The organism is Nocardia jiangxiensis NBRC 101359 (assembly GCF_000308615.1).
Classification (GTDB): domain Bacteria; phylum Actinomycetota; class Actinomycetes; order Mycobacteriales; family Mycobacteriaceae; genus Nocardia; species Nocardia jiangxiensis.
Genome location: NZ_BAGB01000040.1, coordinates 302,787 through 322,220 on the forward strand (window position 1 = coordinate 302,787; position 19,434 = coordinate 322,220).

20 protein-coding genes and 3 pseudogenes are annotated in these 19,434 nt (G+C 67.4%); 15 read left to right on the forward strand and 8 right to left on the reverse strand.

The window, feature by feature from the left end; genetic code table 11:
- Positions 1–185: 185 nt before the first annotated feature.
- The 12 genes and pseudogenes from ON40_RS13845 to ON40_RS13895 all read left to right on the forward strand — a co-directional run bounded on the left by ON40_RS13845 (position 186) and on the right by ON40_RS13895 (position 9,781).
- Positions 186–677 (forward strand): DUF2231 domain-containing protein, encoded by a 492-nt coding sequence (locus ON40_RS13845; RefSeq protein ID WP_040822325.1) that lies wholly within the window; start codon positions 186–188, stop codon positions 675–677.
- Positions 678–835: 158 nt separating this feature from the next.
- Positions 836–1,408, forward strand: a complete 573-nt coding sequence (locus ON40_RS54555) for a wax ester/triacylglycerol synthase domain-containing protein (RefSeq protein WP_245567791.1) — start codon at positions 836–838, stop codon at positions 1,406–1,408.
- Positions 1,330–2,016, forward strand: coding sequence for a WS/DGAT domain-containing protein (locus ON40_RS54560; protein WP_245567792.1), 687 nt, complete (start codon positions 1,330–1,332; stop codon positions 2,014–2,016). Before ON40_RS54555 ends, ON40_RS54560 begins: the two co-directional genes overlap by 79 nt.
- A gap of 52 nt (positions 2,017–2,068) precedes the next feature.
- A complete protein-coding gene (locus ON40_RS13855; protein WP_040822327.1) occupies positions 2,069–2,551 on the forward strand; it encodes an adenosine-specific kinase in 483 nt (160 codons plus the stop codon).
- A 78-nt stretch (positions 2,552–2,629) separates the two neighbouring features.
- A complete protein-coding gene (locus tag ON40_RS13860; RefSeq protein ID WP_040822329.1) occupies positions 2,630–3,274 on the forward strand; it encodes a DUF2267 domain-containing protein in 645 nt (214 codons plus the stop codon).
- Positions 3,275–3,324: 50 nt separating this feature from the next.
- Positions 3,325–3,975, forward strand: a complete 651-nt coding sequence (locus ON40_RS13865) for a 4Fe-4S dicluster domain-containing protein (protein WP_083895628.1) — start codon at positions 3,325–3,327, stop codon at positions 3,973–3,975.
- On the forward strand, positions 3,962–4,441 hold the full coding sequence (locus ON40_RS13870) for a Crp/Fnr family transcriptional regulator (RefSeq protein ID WP_051193073.1): 480 nt from the start codon (positions 3,962–3,964) through the stop codon (positions 4,439–4,441). The genes ON40_RS13865 and ON40_RS13870 overlap by 14 nt, the downstream gene beginning before the upstream one ends.
- 77 nt (positions 4,442–4,518) lie before the next feature.
- Positions 4,519–5,311, forward strand: a pseudogene (locus ON40_RS13875) (FAD/NAD(P)-binding protein).
- A pseudogene (locus ON40_RS13880) lies at positions 5,311–6,079 on the forward strand (NADH-quinone oxidoreductase subunit B family protein). The pseudogenes ON40_RS13875 and ON40_RS13880 overlap by 1 nt, the downstream one beginning before the upstream one ends.
- A pseudogene (locus tag ON40_RS49225) lies at positions 6,063–6,873 on the forward strand (nickel-dependent hydrogenase large subunit). Before ON40_RS13880 ends, ON40_RS49225 begins: the two co-directional pseudogenes overlap by 17 nt.
- The gene (locus ON40_RS13890; protein ID WP_051193075.1) at positions 6,870–7,454 is read left to right on the forward strand and encodes a hydrogenase maturation protease; all 585 of its coding nucleotides are present in this window, start codon (positions 6,870–6,872) and stop codon (positions 7,452–7,454) included. The pseudogene ON40_RS49225 and the gene ON40_RS13890 overlap by 4 nt, the downstream one beginning before the upstream one ends.
- Before the next feature lie 32 nt (positions 7,455–7,486).
- A complete protein-coding gene (locus tag ON40_RS13895; RefSeq protein WP_169541858.1) occupies positions 7,487–9,781 on the forward strand; it encodes a glycoside hydrolase family 65 protein in 2,295 nt (764 codons plus the stop codon).
- Here ON40_RS13895 and ON40_RS48150 read toward each other — a convergent pair.
- The 3 genes from ON40_RS48150 to ON40_RS13910 form a co-directional block, all read right to left on the reverse strand.
- The gene (locus ON40_RS48150; RefSeq protein ID WP_157186289.1) at positions 9,770–10,399 is read right to left on the reverse strand and encodes a nitroreductase/quinone reductase family protein; all 630 of its coding nucleotides are present in this window, start codon (positions 10,397–10,399) and stop codon (positions 9,770–9,772) included. The genes ON40_RS13895 and ON40_RS48150 overlap by 12 nt on opposite strands.
- Positions 10,400–10,504: 105 nt before the next feature.
- Entirely contained in the window at positions 10,505–11,401 is an 897-nt protein-coding gene (locus ON40_RS13905; RefSeq protein ID WP_051193078.1) for an alpha/beta fold hydrolase, read from the reverse strand.
- A 117-nt stretch (positions 11,402–11,518) separates the two neighbouring features.
- The gene (locus ON40_RS13910) at positions 11,519–11,938 is read right to left on the reverse strand and encodes a CBS domain-containing protein (protein WP_040822334.1); all 420 of its coding nucleotides are present in this window, start codon (positions 11,936–11,938) and stop codon (positions 11,519–11,521) included.
- A gap of 379 nt (positions 11,939–12,317) precedes the next feature.
- Here ON40_RS13910 and ligA point away from each other — a divergent pair, with 379 nt between their 5' ends.
- Both ligA and ON40_RS55765 read left to right on the forward strand, forming a co-directional pair.
- Positions 12,318–14,309, forward strand: coding sequence for an NAD-dependent DNA ligase LigA (ligA, locus tag ON40_RS13915; RefSeq protein ID WP_040822336.1), 1,992 nt, complete (start codon positions 12,318–12,320; stop codon positions 14,307–14,309).
- A 27-nt stretch (positions 14,310–14,336) separates the two neighbouring features.
- Complete coding sequence (locus ON40_RS55765; protein WP_174435032.1) at positions 14,337–14,726, forward strand: alpha/beta hydrolase; 390 nt, start codon at positions 14,337–14,339, stop codon at positions 14,724–14,726.
- Between the two features lie 20 nt (positions 14,727–14,746).
- On the opposite strand, the gene ON40_RS13925 is transcribed toward ON40_RS55765, so the two are convergent.
- Positions 14,747–15,289: a helix-turn-helix domain-containing protein gene (locus ON40_RS13925; protein ID WP_040822342.1), complete on the reverse strand. Its 543-nt coding sequence runs from the start codon at positions 15,287–15,289 to the stop codon at positions 14,747–14,749.
- 56 nt (positions 15,290–15,345) lie between these two features.
- Here ON40_RS13925 and ON40_RS13930 point away from each other — a divergent pair, with 56 nt between their 5' ends.
- Entirely contained in the window at positions 15,346–16,650 is a 1,305-nt protein-coding gene (locus tag ON40_RS13930; protein WP_040822345.1) for an alpha/beta hydrolase, read from the forward strand.
- Between the two features lie 225 nt (positions 16,651–16,875).
- On the opposite strand, the gene ON40_RS13935 is transcribed toward ON40_RS13930, so the two are convergent.
- The 4 genes from ON40_RS13935 to ON40_RS13950 all read right to left on the reverse strand — a co-directional run bounded on the left by ON40_RS13935 (position 16,876) and on the right by ON40_RS13950 (position 19,417).
- Positions 16,876–17,523: a TetR/AcrR family transcriptional regulator gene (locus ON40_RS13935; protein ID WP_040822347.1), complete on the reverse strand. Its 648-nt coding sequence runs from the start codon at positions 17,521–17,523 to the stop codon at positions 16,876–16,878.
- Positions 17,524–17,533: 10 nt separating this feature from the next.
- A complete protein-coding gene (locus ON40_RS13940) occupies positions 17,534–18,028 on the reverse strand; it encodes a DUF3237 domain-containing protein (protein ID WP_040822348.1) in 495 nt (164 codons plus the stop codon).
- Entirely contained in the window at positions 18,025–18,498 is a 474-nt protein-coding gene (locus ON40_RS13945) for an ester cyclase (RefSeq protein ID WP_218008782.1), read from the reverse strand. The genes ON40_RS13940 and ON40_RS13945 overlap by 4 nt, the downstream gene beginning before the upstream one ends.
- A gap of 85 nt (positions 18,499–18,583) precedes the next feature.
- A complete protein-coding gene (locus tag ON40_RS13950) occupies positions 18,584–19,417 on the reverse strand; it encodes an alpha/beta fold hydrolase (protein WP_040822657.1) in 834 nt (277 codons plus the stop codon).
- Between the last annotated feature and the right edge of the window lie 17 nt (positions 19,418–19,434).

The following is a 19,434-nucleotide window of genomic DNA, read 5'->3' on the forward strand; positions in this document are numbered from 1 at the left end:
AATCCGACGCAGTCTCCCTCGGCAGCTGCCGCCGTACCGGGTGCGGCACCGGCCGATCCCGAGGGATCCGCATTCCGCATGCGCATTTGCGCTGATGGAGTGCGGCGCCCTCGCTATGCTCGACCTCGCAGCGCAGGATCGATCATGAGCCGTTCCGCACTCGTTCGAACTGGTCGAGGAGTCCGATGACCGTCATCCACAACTTGCCGGCACACGTACTGTTCGTGCATTTCATCATCGCGCTCGTGCCCTTGACCGCGGTACTCGAAATCGTGTGCGCCGTGTGGCCGGCCGCTCGGCGCGGGCACCTCGTCTGGCTGACGTTGATCCTCGCCGTGATCACGATGGTGCTGACTCCGATCACCATCCACGCCGGCGAATGGCTCTACAACCTGCGCGAGAATCCCGACGCGATCCTGCGCGAACACGCCGAACGCGGCGACACGATGCTGTATTTCTCGATCGCGCTGCTGGTCGTCGCGGTAGTACTGGCCGCACTCCAGGTGATCGAACGACGCGGGACCAAGCCACGCGCGATCCTCACCGTGGCCGTGGCAGCGCTGGCCGTGGTGGTCGGTGTCGCATCGATGGTGCAGCTCTACCGCACCGGAGACGCCGGATCACAGTCGGTGTGGGGCAACCAGATCGCACATCTGCAGAAGGCCGGCGGCAGCTGACACGCTCAGCACGGCAGCTCGGGCAGCAATACCCCACCGGCCGATGACCTTGGCATACCGCGCGCCGAACCCGTCGCGCAATAGTCGTGGTGAAGCCGTGGCGGTTCTCGCGGTCGTCGCTGTCCGATGCCGCGGCCACGGCGGAACAGGTGCTCACGATGACACATTTGGGCCCACTGGACATCGGATTCCTGGAACTCGAGGATTCCGATCCGCACATCAGTCTCGCCATCGGAGTGGTGGCGATCATCGCTGGTCCCGCACCGAACCAGCAGGAATTACGGATCTGGCTCGATCGAGGTCTGGAGTCGCATGCCCGGCTGCGGCAGCGAGTGCGCCGCACTCCCCTGGACGTCAGCGGACCGGCCTGGGAGGACGACCCCCATTTCGCCCTGGCGCACCATATTCGCCGGACCGCCCTGCCAGAGCCGGGCGGTGAACCACAGTTGCGCGAGCTGGTCGCCACCGAGATCACCGAACGACTGGACCGCGACCATCCGCTCTGGCGAATCACGATCGTGGAACATCTCGCCGGCGACCGGTGGGCGATGATCGTCCGGGCACACCACACCATGGTGGACGGAATCTCCGGTATCACCCTGCTGGAAAGCTTCTGTGACGGACCGACCGGGGCGGCCGAGCGAACGGCGCCGTGGGACAGCAGCGCCGATATGCCGTGGCGCGAGCCGAACTGCCCGAGGTGGACGAGATCTGCTCGGCGCAGGGCGTGACGGTCAACGACGTCGCCGTCGCGGCGATCGCCGCGGCGTACCGTCGCCTGCTTCTGCTGCGCGGCGAGACTCCGGTCCCGGGTGAGCTGCGGGTCGTGATACCGGTCTCGACCAGAGCGGTGGGTGCGAAACAGGTTCTCGACAACCGGATTTCGGCGACGGTCACCGAGCTTCCGATCCATGTGAACGATCCGGTCGAGCGCCTCGGGCTCGTGCACCGGCGGGTCCGCGAACACCGGGCCCGCGGGGAGGTCGAGGCCGAACAGTCGTTGCTCACGCTGGCTCGCCGACTGCCCGCCGGAGTGGTGGCGAGCGTATTCCGGGTCGCCACCCGCTTCCCGCAGCACGCGATCGGCACCCTGGCGACCAATGTGCCCGGTCCGCGGAACCGGCTGAGCCTGGGCGGACACGAAATCCTGGAACTGTGGCCGTGCATCCCCACCGCCATGCGCCTGCGCACCACGGTCGCGATCCTGAGCTACCGCGACCGGCTGACCTTCGGCATCACCGCCGACTACGACAGCACCCCCGACATCGACACGATCCCCTCGGCCATCGAAACCGAGATCTCGGTGCTGCTCGCCCACGCTCGCGGCCGGCGACCATGAAAGGGCCCATCTGCCCTGGCGCACCACACCGGCGCGGCGGAGCATCGGCAGCATGGAGCTCAGCACGGTGCCCATCGACAAACCCGAGGACCTCGATGTCGTCGTCGGGCAGTCGCATTTCATCAAAACCGTCGAGGACCTGCACGAGGCGCTCGTGGGAACCGGCCCGCAACTGCGCTTCGGGCTGGCGTTCTGCGAGGCGTCCGGGCCCCGGTTGGTCCGGCACTCCGGTAACGACCCCGACCTGGTCGACCTGGCGACCCGCAACGCACTGGCCATCGGCGCCGGTCACTGCTTCGTGGTGTTCCTGCGCGAGGGGCACCCCGTGAACGTGCTCAACGCGATCCGCCACGTTCCCGAGGTGTGCACGATCTTCTGCGCCACAGCCAATCCGGTCCAGATCGTGATCGCCGAGAACGACCTCGGGCGCGGCATCATCGGCGTCATCGACGGTCCCCCGCCGTTGGGTGTGGAAACCACGGCCGACCAGCAGGATCGCAGAGAACTGTTACGCCGCATCGGCTACAAGCTCTAGCCTGGCAATCCGACATTCCCCGCGCACGGGGACCTCCGGCCCTACAGCGACACTCGGTCGCAGCCGATGCTGACAGACATGTCCCACTCGAACGACCCCTTCGCATCCACCGTGCACACCGCGCATCACTGGCTCAATACCGTCGCCCAGGCGATCGGCACCGAAGATCGCCATTTCGCTTATCGCGTACTACGCGCATGGCTGCATGCTGTCCGGGACCGCATCGGATTATCCGGTTCGGCGCATCTCACAGCACAGCTACCGGAATTGCTTCGCGGCCTCTACTACGAGGGCTGGGTTCCGGTTCACTCCGCGGATCACCACACCGCCAGCTTCGTGCACCAGTTCGCCCACGAGGCCGGCGTGCCGCCGCAAGAGGTCCCCGCCTTGGCGAGCGCGGTGACCGATGCCCTGACCGATCTGTTCTCCCCCGGGCAACTCGGTCACGTCTTCGCGGTGCTCCCGGTCCACCTGTGCGGTCTCCTGTGCGGTACAACGGCTCATCTGCCAACCCGGGAAACCGTCCGGCCGAGCGAATACACCGAGCTCGAGCACCGGCTCAGAGTGCTCGGCGACGCGGTCGCGGAACTGTCGCGCGGGCTGATGGAATCGCCCGCGGACGAACGCGGCAACCGCCACCAGTCCATCGCTGCGCAACACGCACACAACATGCTCATCTCCGAGGGCCTGCTCAACGCTCCGGGTGGAGCCGTACACGCGTGACCCTGGCACCTCCGCGAATCGAGCCCCGTGTGACAGGTACCGACGTGGCGATGATCGACCGGGCGCGCCTGGACCGACTGGTCGAGGTGTTGCGCGATGCGGGATTTCGGGTGATCGGCCCCCGGTTGCGGGGCAGCGCCATCGTCCTGGACGAACTCGACTCGGGTGCACAACTGCCCGGCGGCTGGGGCGTCGAGGCCGGTCCGGGCCGATATCGGGTGCAGCGGCGTGCCGATGACGCGGTGTTCGCACACTGCGCGGGCCCCGGTTTCTGGAAGGAGTTCATGCACCCGCCACACCGCAAACTCACCGACATCGGGGCCGACCTGACCGTCGAAACCCTTTCGCGGACATCGGCACCGCTGGCCTTCCTCGGGGTGCGCGGCTGTGACCTGGCTGCCCTGGGCATCCTGGAACATGTCCTCGGCGATGCCGCCTACCCGCAGGTGTCGGCACCGGATCGTCGCCCGTTCGTGGTCGCGGTCGAGTGCGCGCACGGCGGCAGCGTCCGGCAATCGGGCGGGAGCCGATACCGGCTGTGGCTGAGTCACAAACTGAGCACCTGGTACGACCAGTTCGGCAGCTCCGGATGCGTCGGCTGCGGCCGCTGTATCGCTTGGTGCCCGGCCGGAATCGACCTGACCGCCGAGGTCGCCAGGCTCGCCGAACTCGACGCGGAGGCGGCCGATGACCACCGTTGAGGAGTTGTCGGAGTTCCCCCGTCTCGCAGGTCTGCCCGGCAGCGCGCTGTCGGTGCTGGCGGCCGCCGGACAGGACATCGTCCTCGCGCCAGGGTTGGCGTTGATCACCGAAGGCCAGGTCGCCGATCGCTGCTGGCTGATCCACAGCGGCCGGATCCTGTTGACCGCCTACGTGGTCGGCCGGGGCGATGTGCGAGTGCAGACGCTCGGCCGTGGCGAGCTGCTGGGCTGGTCGTGGCGGGTGCCGCCGTACCGGTGGCGGTTCAGCGCCAGAGTCGTGCAGCCGACAGCCGCGACCGAGTTCAGCGCTGCGGCACTGAACCAACTCACCGCCGTGGACCCGGAATTCGACCGGGCGCTGAGCGCGATGCTGTTCGAGGCACTGCTCGAACGACTGCAGGCCACCCGCGCCCGGCTGCTGGACCTCTACCGCAATCCGGTCGATGCGGGCTCGGGCGCATCGTGACACTCGGGTCGCACACCGGCTCGACCACCGCACCGCGACATCCCCTCGACGGCGACACCATGCTGCCGTAGCGGGTCCTGGCCCGCTATCCGCAGAATCCGGACGCCGTGACACTGCTGCTGGAGCCGGAACACCGTGCGGCGCAGCGCTTCCGGGCCGGTCAGTTCATGATGCCGTATCGCTGGGGAATCGGTGAGATCGCCGTCTCCGTCAGCGGCGATCCCACCACCACCGGCGACCTGCTCGAACACACCGTTCGCGCGGTCGGGGCGGTCAGCCGAGCACTGCACGACTCCCCCGTCGGCGCCATGATCGGTGTCCGCGGACCGTTCGGCCGAGGCTGGCAACCGGATTCGGCGGCCGGGCACGATCTGGTCATCGTCGGCGGCGGTGTCGGGCTCGCGCCGCTGCGTCCGCTCGTGCTGGCCGTGCTCGCCGCTCGCACCGACTACCGGCGCGTCATCCTGATCACCGGCGCCGGCACACCGGCAGATCTGCTGTTCCGCGACAATCAGGCCGACTGGTCCGCAAGCGGCGCGATCGAGCTGTATCAGACCGTCGATCAGCCGACGCCGGGATGGACCGGGCCGGTCGGATTCGTCCCCGAACCCCTGGCCCGGCTGCGCTTGGACCCGCGGCACACCACCGCCTTCCCGTGCGGGCCGGAGCCGATGCTGCGCTTCTGTGCGCAAACGTTGCAGCGCAACGGAATTGCGGCCGGGCGATATCCGAGTGTCCTTGGAGCGCAACATGCAGTGCGGCATCGCTCGATGCGGCCACTGCCAACTGGGCCCGCTGCTGCTGTGCCGTGACCGACCGGTCGTGGACTACGCCGTCGCCGGACCGCTGCTCGCCGTACGGGAGCTGTGATGACCACCCCGACCCTCGCGGTGTGGAAGTTCACCTCCTGTGACGGCTGCCAGCTCACCCTGCTGGACTGCGAGGACGAACTGCTGACCCTGTCGCGTCGAATCCACATCGCGCACTTCCTGGAGGCATCGAACGCACCCGAACCGGGCCCCTGCGACATCTCCCTGGTCGAAGGTTCGATCACGACACCGGACGAGCTGGGCAGGATCATCGAAATCCGGGAACAGTCACGGATACTCGTCGCGATCGGCGCGTGTGCCACGCACGGCGGCATCCAGGCATTGCGCAACTTCGCGGACGTCACCGAATTCACCTCGCTGGTCTATGCCGACCCGCAGTACATCTCCACGCTCGCGACCGCGACACCGATCTCGGCACACGTCCAGGTGGATTACGAACTGCGCGGCTGCCCATCGACCGCCACCAGCTCGTGCGCGTCCTGGACGCCTTCCTGGCCGGTCGCGCACCCGATATCCCCGACTCCAGTGGACCGAATGCAAACGCCCCGGTACGCCCTGTGTGACCGTCGCCGAGGGCATCCCGTGTCTGGGCCCGGTCACCCACGCCGGCTGCGGCGCGCTGCGCCCAGCATACCACCGCGGCTGCTACGGCTGCTTCGGACCGATGACCAGACCGAATATCGCTGCGCTGCTTCTCATTCTGGAAGTCAACGGCATGCTGCCGCCCGACATCGACCGGGTGTTCCGCACTGTCGCGGCGGCTGCGCCCGAATTCGCCCAGCGAAGTTCCGATGACGCACCGCGGTAGGCAATTACAGGTCGGCTCGCTGGCCCGGGTCGAAGGTGAAGGCGCACTGCGCATCACCGTCCAGGACGGCACAGTCGAATGTGCGGAACTGAATATCTACGAGCCGCCCCGCTTCTTCGAGGCGTTCCTGCGTGGCCGCGGCTACACCTAGCCGCCCGACATCACTTCGCGCATCTGCGGCATCTGCCCGGACACCAGCTCGGGAATTCGCTTCCCGCCGGAGGAATTCTCCGCCCACGTGAGCGAACATCAGGCGCCGCACTCCACCGCGCTACAGGCCACCCTCGACGGGAGCCGGTATCTGACCGGCCCGCTGGCCCGGTACACCCTGAACTCGGACCGGCTCTCGCCCTCGGCACGCCAGCTCGCCGCGCAGATCGGGCAGGGCACAATCTGCCGCAATCCGTTTCGCAGCATCCTGGTGCGCGCGGTCGAGGTCGTCTACGCCTGCGACGAGGCGATCCGCATCATCACCGGCTTCGAAACCCCTTCCCGCGCTTCGGTTCCGATCACTCCCCGGGCGGGAACCGGGCACGGGGTGAGCGAAGCGCCGCGCGGGCTGCTCTACCACCGGCGACATCGACGCTGCGGGGTCGATTCGCGCGGCCACCATCGTTCCACCGACCGCCCAGAACCAGGCCGTCATCGAGGACGATCTGCGCCGGGTCGTCGCCGAGCACCTCGACCTCGACGACGTCACGCTCGCCGGCCTGTGTGAACGCACCATCCGGAACTACGACCCCTGCATCTCCTGCTCGGCACATTTCCTCGATCTCGAGATGCGGCGGCAATGACCCTGCGGCGCGCGGTCGTCGCGGGGATCGGAAACGAATACCGCCACGACGACGGAATCGGTCCGCGGGTCGCCGAGGCTCTGGCAGGTCCGGCCCTCCCCGATGTGCCGGTGGCGGTCTGCGACGGCGAGCCCACCGACCTCATGGATATCTGGAGCGGCGTCGACCTCGCCGTGGTCGTCGACGCGGCGCTGTGCCGCCCGAGCCACCCCGGCCGGATCCACCGAACCACCGTGGAGTCCCTCTCGAGCGTCGCAGCAACCAGCTCCCATGCACTCGGCCTGCGGGAGGCGATCACACTGGCCCGGCTCCTGGGCAGACTTCCCGGCGAACTGGTCGTCATCGTCGTGGAGGCGGCGCGAATAGATCCTCGGTGTCGGCCTCTCGCCGTCCGTGGCATCGGCCGTGCCGGTGGTCGTCGACACCGTGCTGGACGTACTGCGCCTGGACCGCGCCGACCGGCACTGATGTCACAGCTGACAGTCCTCGAGCGGTGCGCACGCCGGAGGTTGGAACGCGTCGCCGGGCTCTTGTCGTGGCGGGTCCCGAGTTACTCGTGCCCACTGTGCGTGTCGCGTTGACCGACGCGCGTCCGGTTCCGAGGATGAGCGGCGTGACCTCGATCGGGATCGCCGTACGAGCACGGGGTGGTCGGCCGTGGACGGTATTGGTCGTGCTGGCCGGTGTAGTGCTCTCGATGACGCTCGTGCCAGGCACGGCGAGCGCGGATCATGGTGCGATGACGGAGTGGTCGGCCGTCTCGGATTCGTTCGCGCCGAACGACTTTCGAGCCGCCCCGTATCTGGGGAACGGGAGGATCGGCACGATGCTGCCGCCCAGCGGGGGCGGATATCACGACTACGGCGACACCGCGCGCACGTCGTTTCCGTTGCAGCAGCCTCGATATACCGGCACCTATCTGGCCGGCTTCTATGCGCAAGCGGCTCCCTCGCCGCAGTACACCCAGGTAATCGCGGCGTTACCGGCCTGGTCGGGGCTCACCGTCGGGGTCGCGGGCCACCGATATCGACCCGAGGTGGATCCGGCGGAGGTGCACGATTACCGGCAGACGTTGGATTACCGGACCGCAACGGCGACAACGCAAGTCGACTGGATCCCGGATTCCCGGCATCGGGTGCGACTGCGTTACGACACGTTCGTGTCCCGGGCGAGACCCGATCTTGCGGTGCAGCGGCTGACTCTCACACCGGACTTCTCCGGAGATCTCGATGTCACCGACCTGATCGACACCGCGGCCGCGCGGCGGGTGTCCACGGTGGCCGCCTTCGCCGATCCGGACCGCAAGCGGAGCGTCGCCGGGGTGCGCGCGGACGGTTCGGCGGACACCGCATTCGTGGTCTCGGCCATCGACGCGCCCCGCAACACCGCCGCAGCCGCGCTGCCCGCCACCAGCGGGATCCGCTACACCACGCCGGTGACCGAGGGAGGCAGTTACACCTTCACCAAGTACGTAGGGATCTCCTCGACCGACTACGGTTCCGATCCGCAGGCCGCCGCCACCACCGCAGCCGAGTCCGGGCGTGCGCAGGGCTACGACACCGAGCACGGCGCACACGCCGCCGCATGGAATAAGTTGTGGCAGAAAGGGTTCGATATACCCGGTCGCGAAGACTACACGCGATGGATCCACGCGGCCCTGTATACGCTGCTCTCCAGCGTCCGGGCGGGCGAGCGATGGGCGGTGCAGCCCGCAGGACTGTCGTCCGACGACTACGCCGGTATGACGTTCTGGGACGCCGACACCTGGATCTTCCCGACGCTGCTGGCGCTGTACCCGGACCTCGCGCGCACGATAGTCGACTTCCGTAGCAAGGCCCTCCCGACCGCGCTGGCCAACGCTCGCGGCTACGGGCTCCCGGGTGCGTTGTATCCGTGGAACGACGGCCCCGCCCAGCGGTGCGCCTCACCAACGGTGTGCGGGCTCACCGAGGAACACCTGCACAACGAAATCGCCCTGGCCCAGTGGCAGTACTACATCGCGACCGGCGATCGGCAATGGCTGCGCACCAGCGGTGCGCCGGTGATCACCGCGATCGCCGAATATCTCACCGCCCGGGTGGGCCCGAAACTGCCCGACGGCAAATATCATTACGTGCCCTCGGCCGGCGCCGACGAGTACGTCGCACTCTCGGTCGACAACGCCCTCACCAACGGCGGCGTGATGAACACGATGCGCATCGCCGCCCGCGCGGCCGAGTTGGCGGGACTGCCGGTCGACCCGCGCTGGGCCGACATCGCCGCCACCATGGCCATGCCGCCCGACATCGCCCCCGGCGTACCCGCCGAATACCTCGGGTACGCGGGAGCGCCGATCAAGCAGGTGGACACCGTGCTGCTCAGCTACCCGTTCGCCTACGCCGCACCCGGATACTCCCCCGTCGACACCCTGCACTTCTACTTCGACCGGACCGATCCAGGTGGCCCGAACATGAGCAGTCCCGTCGGCGCGATCCTCAGCGCCGAATACGACCCGCGCCGCACCCAGTACTACTTGGACCGGTCGGTGCAGCCGTACGTGCGCGGTCCCTACAACTTCCAGTCCGAGGCGCGCGGCGACCGTTCCGGCGCCAACGCGCTCGGTCAATCGGCCTGGATCTTCGTCACCGGCGCGGCAGGTTTCCTACAGGGCTTGCTCTACGCCCTGACCGGTCTGCGCTGGAGCGAACCTGGTCCGCGACTGAACCCCATGCTGCCCAACGGATTTCCACACGGCATCACCATCCGCGGGCTCTCGGTGGGAGCGAGCGTCGTCGACGTCCGCATCACCCCGACCACCACGACGATCACCCTCACCGCCGGCGGCCCGATCACCTTCGACACCCCCGCGGGCTCACGAACCGTCACCGCGACACGACCGCTGCGGATACCTACTCGATCAGCCCGCTGACCGTTCGGCCAACGCGCCGCGCGACGCCGAATCACGGTGCGGGACCATGTCATCACCGAATTCTTCGATCGACGACTCGGACCGCAGCGACCGTACGGGCTGGTCGTCGCAGGCGTGCAGCCAGACGAACTCGTGCATTCCGGCCAGCCACAGCAGCACCCGATCTCGCGTCGGCCACACGTACGTCGCGTCGGCCCCGGATACGACTTCCGGCCGCTCCAACCGGAACGTGCGGCCTTTCCAGGCGAGTTCGCCCGACCCCGCGGCCATCAGGTTTCGGTACCAGTCGGTATTCGTGCCGTACCCCAAGGGCAGCAAGAAGCCGTCATGATAGGCATGCGCGCCCAGCGGCGTGTGGTAAACCCTTCCGCTGCAACGCCCCACGTGGGTCAGCAGTCCCGAGGACGATCGCTCGGTGCCGGACGTCGAACGGGTCGTGTCGTTGTATTTGTCCACCAGCTGCCGGAACAGACCGCGACCCAGCAACATATCCCGGTGCCGCCGCACGAACCTCGGCAACACCACCAGCCAGGCCAGCACCACACCGGCTACACCCGACGCCACGACGAGAACCAAACCGGCGAGCCGTTGTCCGCCCGATCCGCTGTCACCTTTCATGAACGCCTCCTTCCCCACCAGCTCACACCGGGCATCCAGCAACACACCAGAGACGAAGGTCATCGCCGCCGAGGCGACCGACACCGCCGGGCACGATCAGGACATCTACATCATTGATCTCCATGACTGCTCGGCGGCAGGCGGCGCGGTGCCATCGTGGCCGGCAGACGGTTCGCAGATGACGTTGGTGATGACTTCGCCGAAGGCGTGCGGATCGGACATGAGCCAGATGTGCCCGCCGGGCACGGTGATGGTCTGCGGGTCACCGAGGGCGGTCTGCAACGACAACATGGTGGATTCGGGGATGACTGTGTCCCGCTTGCTCCACACCACGAAGATGGGCAGTCGACGTTCGGCGAGCGCAGCGAGTTCGGGGGCCAGGTCGGCGCTTCGGGCGAGGTGGGCGACTTCCCAGACCGCGGTCGGGTTGCGCAACACGTTCGGCACCGCATCGCGCAAGATCACCGGCATGACCCGGGTCAGTTGACGGCCGAGGAGCAGATCGGCCTGTAGGTGCAGGCCCCAGTCCCACAGCGGCCGTTCGCGCAACGCGCGCGGCACTCCCCGGCCGTCGGTCCATGCGGAGCCGCCGATGGAGTTCACGAGCACGAGCCGCCCGGCGAGGTCGGGTAGATCGTGGGCGGTCTCGATCGCGACGCCGCCGCCGAAGGAGTGCCCGACCAGTGTCACCGGTCGGGGCAGCTCGATCGCGTCGGCGAAGTGGCCGACCCACCGGGCATATCCGGCGAGGGTTCGCTGCTCGACCGGAAGGCTCGCGGTGCCGCCGAACCCGGGCAGCGCCGGAGCGTATACCCGCACTCCCATGCGGACGAGCTGTTCGAGCGGGCGGGCATATGCGCGTCCACCGACGCCCCAGCCGTGCAGGAACAGAACGTGCTGGCCGAGCCCGCCAACGGCGTATCGGGTGATACGGCCATCGACCGGGATCGATCGCCAACGTAGTCGAGGAAAGCGAAGCTGTGCCGGCCGTTTGTCGTTCATGCCCACCACCGCATAGCGCCAGAATGCTCGGTGGCTTCCTCCGGCCGCAAGGGCGCAACGTCCGGTGTGTCCGAGTAGGCGGGCTCTCGATCTCGGGACTTTCGGCGTCCTCGAGTCCTACTGCCCCGCGTACACACTCTCCACGAACTCGGCGATCTCGTGGTCGCTCAGGTGCCTACCGATATCGGCCTCGCTGATCATGCCGACCAGCCTCTTGTCTTCGATCACCGGGAGCCGCTTGATCTGGCGGACCTCGAGTTCACGCAGAACGTCGTCGACACCGGCATCGGCCTCCACCCACCGCGGAGTTCCCTCACACAGCTCGGAACAGGTCGTCCGTGCCGGATCACGACCGAGGGCAATGGCTTTCACCACGATGTCGCGGTCTGTGATGATCCCGCACAGCCGATCGTTCTCGTCGCTGATCGGTAGTGCGCCGATATCGAGTTCTCGCATCAACCGGGCGGCGTGCTCGAGTGTGTCCTGACGAGAAACCCACTGGGCGCCCGGGTGCATGATGTCCTTCGCTGTGGCCATGATGTGCCTCCTGCTCGAACGATGTGTACTCCACGATCACTCACTGCCTTCACCTGCATAAAGAGGACTAGGTCCCGAACCTCCTCAGGTTGTGCATGGCTCCCGACCGTGCGCTTCGACCGCCTCGTCTCCGTCCTTGCTTTTCGGGTTGTCGTAGGCTTGTCGGCTATTAATTCGTAGATGCGCATATGTAGATACTGCTGTGTGTAGGACTGACATCACGCCCCTGGACATCAAGGCGCTCAGCGATCACCAGGAAGGTGCGTCCGAGTCCGCATGAGATGCGCTCGACCGCCTTCGCGGTGAACGCTCAGCCAGACTCGCAGACTCGCGGCTTGCCTTATTTTGCTGTCGGTGGGGATGGGTACCGTCTCGTGCTGTGGAAACTGGGGAACGTATCCAAGAGCTCGCGGACCGCGTCGTGGCGCTGCGTGATGCCTACTACCAGGGCTCGCCGCTGGTCGCCGATGCCGAGTACGACGCGATCGAGGACGAGCTGCGCGGCTTGATCGAGGCGCACCCGGATCTGACGCCGGAGCCGAATCCGCTCGCACAGGTCGGTGCGCCCGCGGTGTTGCACGCGCCGATCCGGCATTCACATCCGATGCTGTCGCTGGAGAAGGCCACCAAGCCCGAGCAGGTCGCGGCATTCTTCGAGCGCTTCGCCGGTCAATCGGTGGTGGTGATGCCCAAGCTCGACGGGTTGTCCCTGGCGCTGATCTTCGAGGACGGGCAACTGGTGCGCGCGGTCACTCGTGGTGACGGCACCACCGGTGACGACGTGACCGTGCTGGTCCGCGCGTTGGTCGACGGTGTGCCGAGCCGGATTCCCGTCGCCGGGCGGGTGGAGGTGCGTGGCGAGGCGGTGATGCTGCGCTCGACCTTCCTGGCCTACAACACCGCGCATCCGGACAAACCGCTGATCAATCCGCGCAATGCCGCGGCGGGCACGCTGCGCGCGAAGGACCCGGCCACCGTCGCCGAACGGCGTCTGCAGTTCTTCGGCTTCGACCTGGACACCTCCACCGACGACACGTCGGTCGACCTGGCGGAAGGGTTGCGGGCCTTGGGAATCGCGGGTGCGCAGATGCGCCTGTGCGCCGACGCCGAGCAGGCTCAGGCCGCGATCACCGCGATCGAGCAGGGACGCAACGACCTGGATTACGACATCGACGGCGCCGTGCTGCGGCTGGCCGACCGCGACGCCTACGCCGCGGCCGGGACGCGGTCGAACTCCCCACGCGGCGCGCTGGCGTTCAAGTTCGCCGCCGAGGAGAAGACCACGCTGCTGGCCGACGTGGTCTGGGACGTCGGCAAGACCGGCAAGATCGTCCCGGTCGCCTGGCTGGAACCGGTGTTCGTCGGCGGCACCACGGTCACCAAGGCCACGCTGGCCAACCAGGAGGTGATCCGCGCCCGCGACATCAAAATCGGTGACACCGTGCTGGTCCGCCGCGCCGGCGACGTGATCCCGTTCGTAGCGGGTGTGCTCGACGCCTCCCGACGCACCGGCGAGGAACGCGAGATCCTCCCACCCACCGCCTGCCCCTCGTGCGGGCAACCGGTCACCGAACAGGGCAACAGCCGAGAACTGTTCTGCACCAACGTTTCCTGTCCTGCTCAGACGGTGCGCAGGCTCATCCACTGGGCCTCCCGCGCCGCTGCGGACATCGACGCCATCGGGCAGGTGTGGATCGAACGTCTCGCCGAGGCAGGCATCCTGGAACGCCCCTCGGACTTCTACACACTCACCGCCGAACGCCTGCTCGAATTCGACCGCATCGGCGAAGTCTCGGCCACCCGCATGATCGACTCCATCGATGCCAGTCGCCAGGTCGGCCTGCGCCGCGCGCTGATCGGGCTGGCCATCCCGATGGCCTCCGACGGCACCGCCGCGCGCCTGGCCCGAGCCGGATTCCGCACTCTCGAAGAGGTCGCCGACGCCGACCAGGAGCAACTCGTCGCGGTAGAGGACATCGGACCGAAGGTCGCCGCGTCCCTCAGCGAGCACCTCACCCGCCTTCGCCCCGAACTCGACAGGCTGCGAGAGTTGGGTGTCTCGTTGGACGTCCGCGAAGAGGATCTGCCGCCCGTGGTCGCGGCCGGTGCTCCGCTGGAAGGTAAGACGGTGGTGATCACCGGCGCCATCAGCGACCCACGGTCCGGCGAAAAGGTCCCCCGCCCTACCTTCCAACGCCTCTGCGAGAAAGCCGGGGCATCAGCCGCCTCCTCGGTGTCGGCCAACACCGACCTCCTCATCACCGGCGCGGGAGTCGGCGACAGCAAACTCGCGAAGGCCGAAAAACTCGGCGTCGAGGTCATCGACCAGAACGAGATCTGGAATCTGTTGATCAGCGCCAACGTCATCTAGGTCCGGTTCGGTAATCCGTTCTGCGCGTTGACGTTATCGTCGACGCCGCGTACCTCCTCCGCTGACCTCGGCACCGTGCCGACGTCTATTCCCCCGATCGCCCCGTACGCCGACGGTCTGCTCGAGGTCGGCGAGGGAAACCAGGTGTACTGGTGTACCAGCGACAACCCCGCGGGACGCCCGGCGCTGGTGGTGCACGGCGGGCCGGGCAGCGGGAGCAGCCCGGGGCCGCGGAAGTCGTTCGATCCGAACGTCTTCCGGATCGTGCAGTTCGACCAGCGCGGTTGCGGACGCAGCATCTGGGAACTCGCGAAAGTCTGGCCGGACGCGCGCCTGCACGTCATCGACGATTCCGGCCACACCGGCAGCCCCGCCATGGGTGCGGCACTCGCCCGCGCCATCGCCCGCTTCGCGTAGTCCGATACCGATCGGATCGGCTAGGTTCGGTCCGGCGCGTCCTCGACCGGAAACAGGATGGGGCTGAGCAGATATCGCCCTCGCCCCGGGGCCGGCTCGTTCTCCATGCGGGGCACGATGACGCGGCGCAAGTCCAGGATGAGCTGTTCGAGCTCCTCGTGGTCCAGCCACAGCGCATGCTGCCGGTAGCCCACGAGATCCTCTGCCGGATCGGCATTCTCATGGTCGAGATAGGACATGAACTCTGAAGTCAGCACAGCCATCGCGGTGACGAAGACCCGGCGATGATCATCGACCGTCGCCTTGGCGACCTCCTCGGCTCCGATCACCGCCCGTTCCGCACGCAGCCGATAGTGCCGTTCGACCGCGCCGCGCACCCGCCGCTCCTGTGCGACCTCCAGGATTTCCGCCGCGGCCAGTGCCTCGACGTGCCGGTACACCATCGCCTTCGACACCCCGGGCAGCAGGGCGCACAGCTCGGCGGTGGTCAGGGTGCGACCACCGCGCAACGCGTGCACGATTCGCATCCGAGCAGGATGTGCGACCAGTTCGAGAGCATCCACTTCTCAATGTTCTCATATCCTGATACCGTTCTCATACAACGAGAAAGGTTGGAGTTATGGACATGCGGACAGACCCGGCAGCCGTGGCGACGACCGTGGTGGAGATGCTGCGCGAGGGACGCTTCGACGACCTCGTGGAACTGTTCGCACCTGCGCTGGCGGCTGCGGTGTCCGCTGACACCGTCCGGACCGGGTGGGCTGCGGAGACCGCGAAGACCGGCCCGATACGCACCCTCGGCGAAGTGACCACCACGCCACTGGATGACCGGCTCACCCGAGCAGTCGTGCCGATGCACTGCGAGAACGGCGGGCTCGAGGTACGGCTCGGAGTCGACGCGGCCGGTCGGCTGCACGGCCTGCGGCTCGCGCCGGCGACCGAATCGGACTGGACGCCACCGCCTTACGCGACGCCACGCCGGTTCACCGAACAGGAGATCACCCTGGAGTGCGGACCGCTCACGGTCCCGGGCACGCTGACCATGCCCCGGGGTGGTCGCGGTCGGCCGGGGGTGGTGCTGATCCCTTCCGGGGCCAACGATCGCGATGTGACCTGGGGGCCGAACAAGCCATTCAAGGACCTCGCGTGGGGCCTGGCCGGCCGCGGTATCGCGGTGGTGCGGTTCGACAAGGTGACCCATGTGCACACCCGCATGCAGCATGAACCCGGTTTCACCATGGTCCAGGAGTATCTGCCGAATGCGATTGCCGCCGTGCGGCTGTTGCAGCAGCAGCCCGGAGTCGACCCCGCACGGGTCTTCGTCGCCGGCCAGAGCGGCGGCGGTAAGGCCGCGGTCCGTGTCGCCGCCGCCGAACCTTCGATCGCGGGCGTGGTGATGATGGCCGCGGATGCGGTCCCGCTCCCCCGCGCCGCGGCGCGCATATTCGACTATGTCGCCGGGCCAGGCCCGGCTGCGGATACGTCGGCAACACTCGCGGGCACCGCCGAGACGATCGCACGCACCGAGGATCCGGACCTGTCACCCGAAACCCCCAGCGCGGAACTGCTGTTCGGCTGGCCCGCCTCCTACTGGCTGGACCTGCGCGAGTTCGATCAGGTAGCCACCGCCGCGGCCCTGGACCGGCCGATCCTCGTGTTGCAAGGCGGTCGTGACTATCAGGTCACCGAGGCAGACGACCTGGCCAGGTGGCGGGCGGGACTGGACGCGAAGCCCAACGTATCCGTTCGGGTCTTCCCCGCCGACGACCACATGTTCTTCCCTGGAAGCGGACCCTCGCGCCCAGCAGATTTGCAGGCACCACAGCATGTCGATCCGGCGGTGGTGGCAGCCATGGCGGATTGGCTGGTCCCCGAAGCGAGTCAGGGGCCATTGTCCCGGTTGCTGGCTCGCCTCGGCAGGTGACCATACGACCAGCCGCCGGCAATGCGGCGGCGCAACCGAACTGGTTCATCACCGCCCATTCGTCCCGAAAGACACTGCCGGACAGAGCAATCCGTGATCACCTCCCCGGCTGTCACCACCCCGGCCGTCGCCCCAGCAGCTGCCGACCCCCACGGCGTCGCACACTTCGCTGCCGCCCGCGTCTTCGTCTTCGAGCACCTGCTGGACCTGAAAGGATCGAGGCGATCACCATCCGTTCTCGGACATAGGGTTCGGCGGCAGGAGACCGTCGATCACACGGCGTAGTTTCTCGACGCTGTCGGATTCGTCGAGCCGTAGGGCAGTGTTGGTGGCGTTGAGGGCGGCGTCGAGCTGGAAGACGGTCAGGCCGACGTCGATCCCCGGAGGTGGGTAGGCCGCGGCGGCGCGTTCGATTTGTCCGGCCAGGATGTCGAGCCAGGCGCGGCGTTGTCGCATCAGTGCGTCGCGAACCGGTCCGGGGCGGCTGTCGAACTCCGGCAGATTGGCGTTCCAGAAGCAACCGCCGGGAAAGAGTGGTTCTGCGACGTACGCGATCCAGTGTTCGAGCAGAGCACGCAGCCGCGGTGCCCCCTCCGACGCTCGCTGTGCCGGGCGGATGACCGCGTCGATGAACACCGTGCGCGCGGTGTCGACCGTACTCAACTGCAGATTCTGCTTGGTGCCGAACAGTGTCTGGATTCCCGCTTTGCTGATCTCCAGGTCATCGGCGAGACGTCCGAAGCTGAGCCAGCCGAGGCCGTCCAGCGATGCGACGTCGACCGCGTGCCGAGTGATGATCTGCCGAGACCGCGCTCCCCGCAGCCGACGCCGATCACTGTTCGAGTCCGGTTGGGGCGGTGCGTGTTCGGTCATCGCGAACTCCTCACAGCACGTGCTCGACGTGGTAGGCGACGCCACCGTCCACCAGGTATCCCGTGCCGACCGCGACGACGTCGTCGAGCCAGGCGTAGCGGGTGGATCCGGTTTCGAACAGCGGATTCGTGCGGAAGTAGTACCGCGCAGGGTCTATCCGGTGCCGGGTGGCCGGGTCGGACATCTCGGCACGGACGTCCGCAGGGATCACCCAGCGGCCCTGATAGGTCATGTGCACGAGCTCGCCGTCGTCCGTGCGCAACGTCAGACGCACATCGAGAAGCATCGTGCCGTCGGGGCGGAACAGCGCCCAGTCACCGCCGCCTGCGACCACCTCACCCCGCAGGCGCGGACCCTCGAAGGATCCGCCCGCCGCACCGTAGAGCACACGTCGCCCCAGCGGGCCGTCGCCGAATTCCACTGGCGCCTTCAGGTCCACGACGATGTCGAAAAGTGCTGCGGTCCTGATTGTTTCGACGGACTTGATGCGCGTTTCGATGCTCATCCCCGGACTCCTTCCAGCTCGGTGGCGCCGAACAGGGTGTGCCGCACCGCGTCGGTGGACACCCCGGACTGGGCACATAGAACGGAAAGGTCGAAGAAGAACTGTTCGCCGGCGATCAGGTCGTCGGCGAAGGTGAAGGTGATGAACACCGGCAGCTCGGCCCGCACGCCATTCGGGGTGACGCCGAATCTGTTGCCGGTCATGGTCATTCGAGCCGTGCCCCAGCAGACGAGCGTCTCGCCGTCGTCTGCGTGACCTGCGAGCTCGACCTGATAATCCGGAAAGGACGCAAAGAACCGCGCCAGAGCCCGCGCGTTCTCCGCCGGACCGCGAGCCGTGGTCCCGAACGCCGGACTCCGCAACACCATGTCCGGGTGCAGCAGTCGCAGTGATGCGGGCAGATCCTGCCTGCTCTTGGCCACTGCCAAAGCCTGGGCCAGCTCGAACATCCGGTCACTGTCCATGGTCATCCCTTGGTAGCTCGTCCTGTCGGGGGCAACACCCGACAGAACAAAGCATACATACGACCGTATGTATTATGGGTTCAGATGCCCGTCAGACGAATTCGTCCAGGTCCACGGAGTGCAGGAAGCGGGTCAGCATGGCAGTCACCGCCGCGGGCTGTTCCAGCGTGCTGGTGTGCCCGCAGTCGGGGATGAGATGGCACTGCGCGCCGGGGATCAGATCGGCGATGCGCCGGGAGCGGTCGGGCGGAGTGGCGCGGTCGTCGGCGCCGACCGCGACCAGGGTGGGCATCGTGATCGTGGCTATCTCGTCCTCGACCGACGCGCGATCGGCCACTCCGAGCACGGCGCGGCGCACACCGGCACGATCGCATCGGGCCAGTCGTGCGGCCCACTCGTCGATCACGGGTTTGCGCGACCGGTCCGCACGCATGGACGGGCCGAACAGATGCGGTGCGATCAGTCCGCGGATCGGCCGCACACCGAACCATTGCAGCGCGCGGGCGAGGCGCCTGTATTCACCGATCTTCGCCGCCTCCTCAGGCCCGGCGCTGGTGTCCAGCAGAGTCAGCGAGCGCAGCAGCACGCCGTGGCGGGCGGCGAGTCGCAACCCGACGAAACCGCCCATCGACAAGCCCACCCAGTGCACCGGCTCCAGGTTCAGTGCGCGGATCATTGCCTGCGCGTCGTCGGTGAGGGTGTCCATGTCGTAGCCGTCGGCGGTGGCCGGGGTGTCGCCCTGGCCTCGCCAATCGATGCTCACGCATCGGTACTGTTCGCGCAGGGCCTCGATCTGCGGCCCGAACATCCAGCCGCCGAACAACAATCCGTGTCCGAAGACGATCGTCGCGGCGTCCGGACGGCCGGGCGGGACGCCGGTGTCGGTGTACGCGATCGACATGTCGTCGATGGCCATGATGGGCATGATCTCCTCGTTTCCCG

Bases quoted from the DNA above. Each gene is read 5' to 3' on its own strand.
- ON40_RS13845 (WP_040822325.1), top strand. From the start codon at position 186: ATGACCGTCATCCACAACTTGCCGGCACACGTACTGTTCGTGCATTTC.
- ON40_RS54555 (WP_245567791.1), top strand. From the start codon at position 836: ATGACACATTTGGGCCCACTGGACATCGGATTCCTGGAACTCGAGGAT.
- ON40_RS13855 (WP_040822327.1), top strand. From the start codon at position 2,069: ATGGAGCTCAGCACGGTGCCCATCGACAAACCCGAGGACCTCGATGTC.
- ON40_RS13860 (WP_040822329.1), top strand. From the start codon at position 2,630: ATGTCCCACTCGAACGACCCCTTCGCATCCACCGTGCACACCGCGCAT.
- ON40_RS13865 (WP_083895628.1), top strand. From the start codon at position 3,325: ATGATCGACCGGGCGCGCCTGGACCGACTGGTCGAGGTGTTGCGCGAT.
- ON40_RS13870 (WP_051193073.1), top strand. From the start codon at position 3,962: ATGACCACCGTTGAGGAGTTGTCGGAGTTCCCCCGTCTCGCAGGTCTG.
- ON40_RS13890 (WP_051193075.1), top strand. From the start codon at position 6,870: ATGACCCTGCGGCGCGCGGTCGTCGCGGGGATCGGAAACGAATACCGC.
- ON40_RS48150 (WP_157186289.1), bottom strand. From the start codon at position 10,399: ATGAAAGGTGACAGCGGATCGGGCGGACAACGGCTCGCCGGTTTGGTT.
- ON40_RS13905 (WP_051193078.1), bottom strand. From the start codon at position 11,401: ATGAACGACAAACGGCCGGCACAGCTTCGCTTTCCTCGACTACGTTGG.
- ON40_RS13910 (WP_040822334.1), bottom strand. From the start codon at position 11,938: ATGGCCACAGCGAAGGACATCATGCACCCGGGCGCCCAGTGGGTTTCT.
- ON40_RS13930 (WP_040822345.1), top strand. From the start codon at position 15,346: ATGGACATGCGGACAGACCCGGCAGCCGTGGCGACGACCGTGGTGGAG.
- ON40_RS13935 (WP_040822347.1), bottom strand. From the start codon at position 17,523: ATGACCGAACACGCACCGCCCCAACCGGACTCGAACAGTGATCGGCGT.
- ON40_RS13940 (WP_040822348.1), bottom strand. From the start codon at position 18,028: ATGAGCATCGAAACGCGCATCAAGTCCGTCGAAACAATCAGGACCGCA.
- ON40_RS13945 (WP_218008782.1), bottom strand. From the start codon at position 18,498: ATGACCATGGACAGTGACCGGATGTTCGAGCTGGCCCAGGCTTTGGCA.
- ON40_RS13950 (WP_040822657.1), bottom strand. From the start codon at position 19,417: ATGCCCATCATGGCCATCGACGACATGTCGATCGCGTACACCGACACC.